This is a genomic window from Acinetobacter sp. ANC 5378, from assembly GCF_013004315.1.
GTDB lineage: Bacteria > Pseudomonadota > Gammaproteobacteria > Pseudomonadales > Moraxellaceae > Acinetobacter.
Genome location: NZ_JABERK010000038.1, coordinates 26034 through 35091 on the forward strand (window position 1 = coordinate 26034; position 9058 = coordinate 35091).

10 protein-coding genes are annotated in these 9058 nt (G+C 39.5%); 3 read left to right on the forward strand and 7 right to left on the reverse strand.

What is annotated here, in order from left to right; all coding sequences use genetic code 11:
* Positions 1-8: 8 nt before the first annotated feature.
* From hscA to HLH16_RS08375, 7 genes are all read right to left on the reverse strand, one after another.
* Positions 9-1871, reverse strand: a complete 1863-nt coding sequence (gene hscA, locus HLH16_RS08345) for a Fe-S protein assembly chaperone HscA (protein ID WP_171528968.1) — start codon at positions 1869-1871, stop codon at positions 9-11.
* Between the two features lie 38 nt (positions 1872-1909).
* Positions 1910-2425: a Fe-S protein assembly co-chaperone HscB gene (hscB, locus tag HLH16_RS08350; RefSeq protein WP_067724653.1), complete on the reverse strand. Its 516-nt coding sequence runs from the start codon at positions 2423-2425 to the stop codon at positions 1910-1912.
* A 109-nt stretch (positions 2426-2534) separates the two neighbouring features.
* Positions 2535-2855 (reverse strand): iron-sulfur cluster assembly protein IscA, encoded by a 321-nt coding sequence (iscA, locus tag HLH16_RS08355; RefSeq protein WP_067724655.1) that lies wholly within the window; start codon positions 2853-2855, stop codon positions 2535-2537.
* Positions 2856-2892: 37 nt separating this feature from the next.
* Positions 2893-3279: a Fe-S cluster assembly scaffold IscU gene (iscU, locus tag HLH16_RS08360; RefSeq protein WP_131290928.1), complete on the reverse strand. Its 387-nt coding sequence runs from the start codon at positions 3277-3279 to the stop codon at positions 2893-2895.
* 86 nt (positions 3280-3365) lie between these two features.
* Positions 3366-4583 (reverse strand): IscS subfamily cysteine desulfurase, encoded by a 1218-nt coding sequence (locus tag HLH16_RS08365; protein WP_131290931.1) that lies wholly within the window; start codon positions 4581-4583, stop codon positions 3366-3368.
* A 1-nt stretch (position 4584) separates the two neighbouring features.
* Positions 4585-5058: an Rrf2 family transcriptional regulator gene (locus HLH16_RS08370; protein ID WP_131290933.1), complete on the reverse strand. Its 474-nt coding sequence runs from the start codon at positions 5056-5058 to the stop codon at positions 4585-4587.
* Between the two features lie 112 nt (positions 5059-5170).
* Positions 5171-5818: a hypothetical protein gene (locus HLH16_RS08375; protein WP_171528969.1), complete on the reverse strand. Its 648-nt coding sequence runs from the start codon at positions 5816-5818 to the stop codon at positions 5171-5173.
* Positions 5819-6010: 192 nt separating this feature from the next.
* Here HLH16_RS08375 and HLH16_RS08380 point away from each other — a divergent pair, with 192 nt between their 5' ends.
* The 3 genes from HLH16_RS08380 to HLH16_RS08390 all read left to right on the forward strand — a co-directional run bounded on the left by HLH16_RS08380 (position 6011) and on the right by HLH16_RS08390 (position 8909).
* Positions 6011-6478: a phasin family protein gene (locus HLH16_RS08380; RefSeq protein ID WP_171528970.1), complete on the forward strand. Its 468-nt coding sequence runs from the start codon at positions 6011-6013 to the stop codon at positions 6476-6478.
* Between the two features lie 158 nt (positions 6479-6636).
* On the forward strand, positions 6637-6909 hold the full coding sequence (hbs, locus tag HLH16_RS08385) for a non-specific DNA-binding protein Hbs (protein ID WP_004651791.1): 273 nt from the start codon (positions 6637-6639) through the stop codon (positions 6907-6909).
* Positions 6910-7040: 131 nt separating this feature from the next.
* Positions 7041-8909: a SurA N-terminal domain-containing protein gene (locus HLH16_RS08390; protein WP_171528971.1), complete on the forward strand. Its 1869-nt coding sequence runs from the start codon at positions 7041-7043 to the stop codon at positions 8907-8909.
* Positions 8910-9058 lie beyond the last annotated feature (149 nt).

The following is a 9058-nucleotide window of genomic DNA, read 5'->3' on the forward strand; positions in this document are numbered from 1 at the left end:
TTACCTATTTATTCGGGTGAGTTTGACCAGTCATCAAGTTTAGTGCCTTTTAGGGCAGCATCAATGTGTTGATTCATGCGTGCAGCAGCAAAAGCATCACTGTGTATTTTAAGCTGTTCTACAGCCTGTTCAATAGCTTTGATATCTGTGGTTTTAAGTTGAGCTTCAAGTTGAACTTTGGCTTGATTTAAAGACTCTAGCTGTTCAGTAGTTAATAGCTGAGCATCCACTTTAAGGGCTTGTTCCAATGCTTCAAGTTCACGTTGTGCTTCAACTTTGGTTTCTTGCAAATGACGAAGATTTTTATCTTCTTCAGCAAATTTAAAACCTTCAATCAATAAGCGTTCAGTATCAGAATCGGATAAACCATAAGAAGGCTTAATATCGATTTGAGCATGTACGCCCGAGGTGGTTTCTTTTGCTGAAACGGTCAGTAAGCCATCAGCATCGACCTGGAAGGTCACTTCAATACGTGCCTGACCAGCAGTCATCGGAGGAATGCCATGTAAAACAAAACGACCTAAACTACGGCAGTGTTCAACCAGATCACGTTCGCCTTGTACCACATGAATCAGCATGGCAGTTTGACCATCTTGATAGGTGGTAAACTCTTGACGACGTGCCACAGGGATAGCGGTATTACGTGAAATGAGGCGCTCAACCAGACCACCCATGGTCTCTAAACCTAAAGAGAGCGGGGTAACATCTAGCAGCAATGAGCCATCTTTGCTATTGCCAATCAACTGGTCTGCAGTAATGGCTGCACCAATCGCAACGACTTCATCTGGATTGATGGTACATAAAGGTTCTTGATTGAACACATCGCGAACTGCTTTTTGTACTGCATATGAACGGGTTGACCCACCGACAAGAACGACATTTTGAATATCGTCAAGTTCAAGTTTGGCATCACGCATCACACGTTTACATACGCTAATGGTTTTATCTAAAGCAATTTTAATAATGTCTTCAAAGGTTGCACGATCTAAAGTTAAAACTTGATCTAGAGCTTGAAGTTCAACAGATTCTAAATCTGTTAATGCTTCCTTGGCATGACGTGCAGCAACCATCAGATGTGCATGTTCTGCATCATCCAGAGTTTCAATATTAAGCTGTTTCTTTGCCCATTTCACAATCAAGCGGTCTAAGTCGTCACCACCGAGTGCAGTATGGCCACCCGTCGCTAAAACTTCGAATACACCTTGGGTAAAACGCAAGATAGAAACGTCAAAAGTACCACCGCCTAGATCATAAATTACATAGTTGCGGTCAGAAGCTAAATTGCTTTCTTGATCTAGACCATAGGCAACAGCAGCAGCAGTCGGTTCATTCAACAAGCGTAGAATATTTAAACCGGCTAATTGGGCAGCATCACGCGTAGCTTGACGTTGAGCTTCATCAAAATAAGCTGGCACAGTGATTACCGCGCCATTAATTGGATTTTTTAAACTTGCTTCAGCACGTTCTTTCAATTGTTTTAAAATTTCAGCAGAAATTTCAACAGGGGTTTTACGACCTTGAATGGTTTCAAAAGCTGGCATCTGGTGATCTTCACCCGCTAATGTATATGGGTGCTGGAATTTAATATCCGCTTTTGAACGACCCATAAAGCGCTTAACAGAAACAATGGTGTTTTTAGGATCGCTGGTTATGAAGGCTTTTGCTTCATCACCATATTGAGTTGCCTGATCTGCATAATGCACAATCGATGGGAGTAACACGCGACCTTGTTCATCGTTAAGAACTTTGGCTTTGCCTGATAAAACCGTAGCCACTAAAGAGTGTGTTGTACCTAAATCGATACCAATAGCAATACGGTGTTCGTGGGGCGCACTTGATTGACCAGGTTCTGCAATTTGCAAGAGAGCCATTGTGTTACATCCTTTGAACGTCTAAAAGTAAAAATAAATTAAAAATCATCGTCAAGATCGAAAGAATCATCATCCAAAAAGCGATCTTCAGCTTTGTCGATATCTGCCATGACTTTTTGGAAGAAGCGTAACTTACGCACTGTGTCGCGCGCTTCAGCCCAGTCTTCTTCAGTATAGTCAATTTTGAATTCACGAACCAAGCTGTCAATCCATTGTTGGACTTCTTGTTTAAGTGAAATCAAGTCTTCGGCAGCGTGGGCTTCATCTAGCTGTTCACGAATTTCTAGCGCAGATTGTAGAAATTCAAAATCGCTGATGGATTGATCTAGAAGATGATCTTGTTTTTTTAACGAAAGCAAATATCCCGCACGACTATCAACTTGAGATAAAACTTTAAATGCCTGATTGATTTCACTTGACTTGATCAGTGCCTGATCTTTGTCTTCAGCTTTATCGGGATGATATTGTTGCTGCAATTTTAAAAATTCATTTTTTAAAGCTGCTAAATCAATATCGAGTGCTGCAGGAAGATTGAACAACTCAAAATGATTCATGGGAGATTTGATCCGCGAAAGTTCTATGAAAATAACTGCAAATATAAATGTAATTAAAACAGTGTATTGTACACTGTTTTAATTTTTAAAAGAGAATGAAGGGGATTGATTAAACAGTGAAAGATTCACCGCAACCACATTCACCTTTTTTATTGGGGTTGTTAAATTCGAAGCCTTCGTTTAAGCCATTTTTCACATAGTCCATTTCTAAACCTTCTAAATAGACACTGCTTTTAGGGTCAACGAAAACCTTAACGCCAAACTGTTCAAAAATTTGATCATGTGTATCAATTTCATCAACGAATTCGAGTACATAGGCCAAACCAGAACAGCCTGAAGTTTTCACGCCAACGCGAATGCCTTCACCCTTACCGCGATTTTTTAAGTAATTGCTGATATGAGTTGCAGCATTTTCAGTTAAATGAATCATGAAAACTCCGTTATTCCTTATTTAAAACTTAAAGCCATTAAGCTTTAGCTTTTTTGCTGCGGTAGTCTTCAACAGCAGCTTTAATTGCATCTTCAGCAAGTACAGAACAGTGTACTTTTACTGGAGGAAGCGCGAGTTCAGTTGCAATATCAATGTTTTTGATTGCTTGTGCTTCGTCTAAAGTTTTACCTTTAAGCCATTCAGTTACAAGCGAGCTTGAAGCAATAGCCGATCCACAACCATAAGTTTTGAAACGTGCTTGTTCAATCACACCATTGTCATCAACTTGGATCTGAAGGCGCATAACATCACCACAAGCGGGTGCACCGACCATACCTGTACCAACATTTTCAGCGTTTTTATCTAAAACACCAACATTACGAGGGTTTTCGTAATGATCAATTACTTTTTCACTATAAGCCATGATGCGTCTCCAAACCTCGGGGTCAGCCTTGATAAGATTTAATATGGGGGCATCTTAAGCAAATTCTATAAGATGCCAAGAATAAATTAGTGTTCAGCCCATTCGACTGTAGACAGATCAACACCATCTTTGTACATATCCCAAAGAGGAGAAAGATCACGTAGTTTTTGTACAGCCGCTTTGGTTATTTCAAGTACATGGTCGATATCTTCTTCAGTGGTATATTTACCGAAGCTGAAACGAATCGAACTGTGCGCAAGCTCATCAGACAAACCTAATGCACGAAGTACATAAGAAGGCTCAAGTGTTGCAGAGGTACATGCAGAACCAGAAGATACAGCAGCATCTTTCAATGCCATCATCAATGATTCGCCTTCTACAAAGTTGAAGCTTACATTTAAGTAATTCGCAACATTGTATTCAGGGTGACCATTTAAGAACACTTGTTCTAAACCTTGTAAGCCGTTCCAAAGTTTGTCACGTAATACACGCAGACGTGTTTGTTCAGCTTCGAGGTTTTTGCCTGCAAGTTCAAATGCTTCACCCATACCCACGATTTGGTGGGTTGCAAGTGTACCAGAGCGCATACCACGTTCATGACCGCCACCATGCATTTGAGCTTTAAGACGAACACGTGGGCTACGACGTACGAACAGTGCACCAATACCTTTAGGACCATAAATTTTATGAGCAGAGAAACTCATTAAATCAATTTTCATGGTTGAAAGATCAATTTCAACTTTACCTGCGGCCTGAGCAGCATCGACGTGGAAATAGGTTTTATTTGCGCGTGTGATTTCACCAATAGCAGCAACATCAGTCACGGTACCAATTTCGTTGTTCACCATCATCAATGAAACAAGAATGGTATCTGGACGAATCGCAGCTTTAACCATTTCAGGAGTAATTAAACCTGTTTTTGGCTCTGGCTCAAGATAGGTAATTTCAAAACCTTCTTCTTCGAGTTCACGGCAAGAATCTAAAATTGCTTTATGTTCAATTTTACTTGTAATGATGTGTTTGCCTTTAGAGGCATAGAATTGTGCAACACCTTTTAGGGCAAGGTTATCTGATTCAGTCGCGCCAGAGGTCCACACGATTTCACGTGGATCTGCTTTAACCAAGTTGGCAACCTGTTCACGTGCATATTCTACTTTTTCTTCCGCCTGCCACCCGTAAGCATGAGAACGAGATGCAGCATTACCGAAAGTACCATCGAATGTTAAGCACTCCATCATACGTTCTGCAACTTGAGGATCTACCGGAGTGGTTGCTGCATAATCAAGATAAATCGGACGTTTCATGTCAAATACCTGTAACCGATAAAAGGGCTGAATCAAAACTTGGTGAATTTTGGCGGATTGCAACGGTTTGTACGTTGTCACGTGCTACCAGATCAGCAAGCGTAATTTTTGCTAAATAATCGGCAATGTGGTGGGAGAGTTCTTGCCATAAATCATGAGTCAAGCACATTGCACCATTTTGGCAGTTGCCTTTATGGTCACAACGCGTTGCGTCAACTGTTTCGTTTACAGCTTCAATAATTTCTAACACAGTGATTTCTTCAGCGCGACGAGCAAGATGGTAGCCACCGTTGGCACCACGTACACTAGAAACTAAGCCGTGACGCTTTAATTTCGCAAATAACTGCTCAAGATAAGCCACAGAAATAGTTTGACGAGCTGCAATTTCAGCAAGCGTGATCGTTTGTTCAGTTGGCTGCAAAGCTAAATCAAGTAGAGCAGTCACTGCGTAGCGACCGCGAGTAGTAAGACGCATGATTCGATACACATGTTTAGACTAGATGTGTCGATTTTAAGAATCCTGACTAAAATAGTCAAGTTTTTTATGAGGCTTTAAATTGTTTTGTTTTATAAGAAAAATTGTATATTTATCCAAGCAATAAATTATACACTAATAACGCGATCAAAAGCACGGTGATTACAATAAACACGATATTAATTCTTTTCTGCTTTTGTTGAATGCGACGAATACGATTTTGGTATTGCTTCACTTCAACTTCCAGGCTATTTATTGTTGAGCGTTGCAAGTCGATTTTTTCTAAAAGAGGGACAATCCGTTTTTTAGAGGCAATAATATCTTGCTCGTCAGTGGGTTCAGTTAACCACTGTTTCCAGTCCGACAAAACTTTTGGAAAGCTAAAAAGTAAAGCTAAATCACGAAACTCATCTTTTAGCGTCAGGTCGCCATCGATACGCATTTTTTTGATACTGCGACGGTTAGCAAACACAAAGACTTTAATTAAATCCATGAGGGTGGTGCGGATATCCAGATCAACCGCTTGCTCTGGTGCTTTGGTGTCAAATAAAACCCCGTGTTCAGTAAATTGAACGTAAAAATCAAAATACGGCAAATAGCTATTAATTTTAATCGCAACTTTTTGATCTATAAATTTTTTAGCCTGTAAACCAATGACGCGATCATGCTTCAAAATGAGGGTAAAAATTGTTTCAAGAACAATCATAGCCATTGTGAGCAACAAATGCGGTTGATTTGGACTTTGCTGCGATTCACTCATAAAACTTAATCCTTACCTGAAATAGAGCATCCTGGCTCGTAAAATATGTTTCAGGACTTTAAACCAAATACATAATAATCTTGCTTTGTAGAACAGTTTAGCAAATCTATCAAGTATTTAATTTGCTATTATCAGTGTATTTTATGGATAAATATGTTTGGTCGTACATAAAACAATCAGGAGAAAGAATGAATGGATAAGCAGATAAAAGATCAGGATAATGAACAGAAGACAGCGGAAAATACTGATAAAAAAAAGAATAAATCGCGTGACGGGCGAAAATCAGGACTAGATTTCCGTAAATATACCCAACAGATTTGGCTGGCCGGTTTAGGTGCTTTTTCACGTGCAGAAGAAGAAGGAAATAAGTTATTTGATTCTTTAGTTAAGGTGGGAGAAGAACTGGAGTCTAAAACCACGGAAATCGCTGACCAAACCGTAGAAAAGGTGTCAGAGAAAGCCAAAGAGTCAGTGATAGATACCAAAGATAAAGTTGAGAAGCTAATCGACCATAGTGTGAATCATTCTTTAAACCGAATTGGTTTGGTCACGGTAAAAGATATTCAGCATTTAGAAAGTCTCATATTACAACTACATAGCAAGGTCGATTTTTTGGTTGAAGAAAATAAGTCATTAAAAGCGCAAATTGTAAAAAAATGAAACAATTTTGCTTTTTATGCATTTTTCAACAATTTTTTTCGCATTTATTTTGCAGAAATCGATATCCAGAGTATTGCGTTTTGACCTAAAGCATTGCTATAAAGGTGTTATGGAATCCTTAGACCTTAAATAAACGATATTAAGAGGACGTAATCTTCATGAATAAATCAGAATTAATCGATGCAATTGCAGAGAAAGGGGGATTGTCTAAGACTGATGCAGGTAAAGCCTTAGATGCGACAATTGCTTCAATTACTGAAGCACTTAAATCTGGTGATACTGTAACACTTGTTGGTTTTGGTACATTCAACGTAAAAGAACGTGCAGCACGTACTGGTCGTAATCCACAGACTGGTGCAGCTTTAGAAATTAAAGCAAGCAAGGTTCCTAGCTTTAAAGCTGGTAAAGGTTTAAAAGATTCTGTTGCTTAATCTTTTTTAAAGCCAATAAACGCGCCGCTTAGGCGCGTTTTTTTATTATTATGCCGATTTTCGGTTTGAACTCATTCATTCATTGGGGGTTTTCGGGTAAAATCCCTCACAAATAAAATATTGGAATACTTATGGAATCTTTTCGTAAAGTTATTAAGGGTTGGTTGGGCAAAGCACTGCTCATTTTGTTTTTGACCCCTTTAGCGCTTGTAGGTATTGAAGGATATTTTAGTGGCGGGAAGTCAGAAGACACAGCAAAATTAGTCAATGGCCAAGAAATTTCTAAAAAAGAACTAGAAACACTGACCAAATCATTTAAAGAACAATACTTGGCTTATGCCAATGGTGATGAAACTTTATTGAATCAATCTTTTATTCAAAATAAAGCGATGGATACCCTGGTTGCCCGTACTTTGTTATTGCAGCAAGCTGAAGATTTGGGTATTTCATTAAGTGATGCACAGATTGAGCAAATGGTTGCCCAGCAACCTAACTTTCAAGAAAACGGTAAATTTTCGGAAAGCTTGTATGCCAACTATTTGCGTTCAGTGGGCATGACCAGTCAAGCTTTAATTGCGAATTTGCGTCAAGACCATGCTTTGAAAATGTTGACCTCAACCTTTATGGATTATGCTTTGGTCAGCAAACTGGATATTGAGCAAATTGCGAACTTGCAAACTGAACAACGTACTTTGCATTTGGCTAGCATTAAACTTGATGATTACAAGAAAAATGTAAAAGTAACTGCTCAAGAAGTTGCTGCTTATTACAACAAACATCAAAATGCCTTTAAGCAGGTTGCAAGTGTTGATGTGGATTATGTGGTATTAACGCCTGCCAATGTTGCGCCGGCGAATACGCAAGTGACAGAGGCTGAATTGCAGCAAGCCTATGCCGCATTTGTAGAGGCGCAAAAAAAAGATGCTAAACCATTAGTAAAACATATTTTAATTGCAGCAGATACGCGTTCAGATGCGGAAGCGAAGAAATTAGCCAATGATGTGGCAGCGAAAATTAAAGCAGGCATGACCTTTGCTCAAGCTGCTGCACAATATTCAGATGATACCGAATCTAAAGCCAAAGGTGGTGTGGTAGACGCATATGCCAAAGGTGTATTTGGTGATGCCTTTGACCAGGCGGTGGCTTCATTAAAGTCTGCGCAAGTATCCGCTCCAGTTAAAACCCAATATGGTTATCATTTAATTGAAACAGAAGCGGCTGCGGTTAAGCTTCCATCATTTGAAACTGAAAAACCACGTTTGCTGGCTGAATTGCAAAAGAACAAATCTGCCAATGCCTTTTCAGATACTGTAAATAGTCTAAATGAAATGGTCGTCGGTAGTGATGCATTAGATGTAGTTGCACAAGAAGTGAAAGGCGTAACCGTTCAATCAATCAAGGGCATGACTTTAGCGACTCAACATCCGGTACTTAGCGATGCAAATGTAAAAGTTAAGTTATTTAATGATGATGTGAAAAATGGTGATCGTAACGCTTCAAGCAGTATTCAGTTAGCCAATGGCAATACTGTTTGGGTGAAAGTGCGTAATTACCACGCGGCTGGTGTGCAAACACTTGCAGAAGCGACGCCTCGTGTAAAAGCTAAACTGGTTGAGCAAAAAGCAATTGATGCTGCCAAAGCGAAAATTCAAACTGCATTGAATAGCTTTAAATCACAACCTGTTGCAACTGTTTTGGCGCAAAGCAACATCGCATTTGAAAGTGCAGGTGTATTTACGCGCTCACAAGGTTTGAAGCGTGAGATTGAGCGTGCAGCATTTAGTGTTCCAGCACCGAAAGCAGGCATGTGGTCGGTGACTACAGCTTCATTGCCAAATGAGTTGGTGGTGGTTGCCGTGTCTAATGTGAATAAGACAACGTCTAATGCTTTAACTGATGAGCAGTTGAATGAATTGTCTAAGTTGTACCAGCAACTTCGTGGTCAACAAGAATTGGATGATTACACTCAATATCTTAAGTCACATGCGAAAATTAAATAATTTCCTATGAAATAAAAAACCTGCATTCATGCCACTGCTGTCCCACAATTTTTCATAAAAGGAGGCTCAATTGAGCTTCCTTTTGTTTTATCGGTATTTTATCGGGCATGAATAAAGCTTTTAAGGTTTTTCTCTCAAACAGATTTACT

Bases quoted from the DNA above. Each gene is read 5' to 3' on its own strand.
- HLH16_RS08365 (WP_131290931.1), bottom strand. From the start codon at position 4,583: ATGAAACGTCCGATTTATCTTGATTATGCAGCAACCACTCCGGTAGAT.
- iscU (WP_131290928.1), bottom strand. From the start codon at position 3,279: ATGGCTTATAGTGAAAAAGTAATTGATCATTACGAAAACCCTCGTAAT.
- iscA (WP_067724655.1), bottom strand. From the start codon at position 2,855: ATGATTCATTTAACTGAAAATGCTGCAACTCATATCAGCAATTACTTA.
- HLH16_RS08380 (WP_171528970.1), top strand. From the start codon at position 6,011: ATGGATAAGCAGATAAAAGATCAGGATAATGAACAGAAGACAGCGGAA.
- hbs (WP_004651791.1), top strand. From the start codon at position 6,637: ATGAATAAATCAGAATTAATCGATGCAATTGCAGAGAAAGGGGGATTG.
- HLH16_RS08375 (WP_171528969.1), bottom strand. From the start codon at position 5,818: ATGAGTGAATCGCAGCAAAGTCCAAATCAACCGCATTTGTTGCTCACA.
- hscA (WP_171528968.1), bottom strand. From the start codon at position 1,871: ATGGCTCTCTTGCAAATTGCAGAACCTGGTCAATCAAGTGCGCCCCAC.
- HLH16_RS08390 (WP_171528971.1), top strand. From the start codon at position 7,041: ATGGAATCTTTTCGTAAAGTTATTAAGGGTTGGTTGGGCAAAGCACTG.
- hscB (WP_067724653.1), bottom strand. From the start codon at position 2,425: ATGAATCATTTTGAGTTGTTCAATCTTCCTGCAGCACTCGATATTGAT.
- HLH16_RS08370 (WP_131290933.1), bottom strand. From the start codon at position 5,058: ATGCGTCTTACTACTCGCGGTCGCTACGCAGTGACTGCTCTACTTGAT.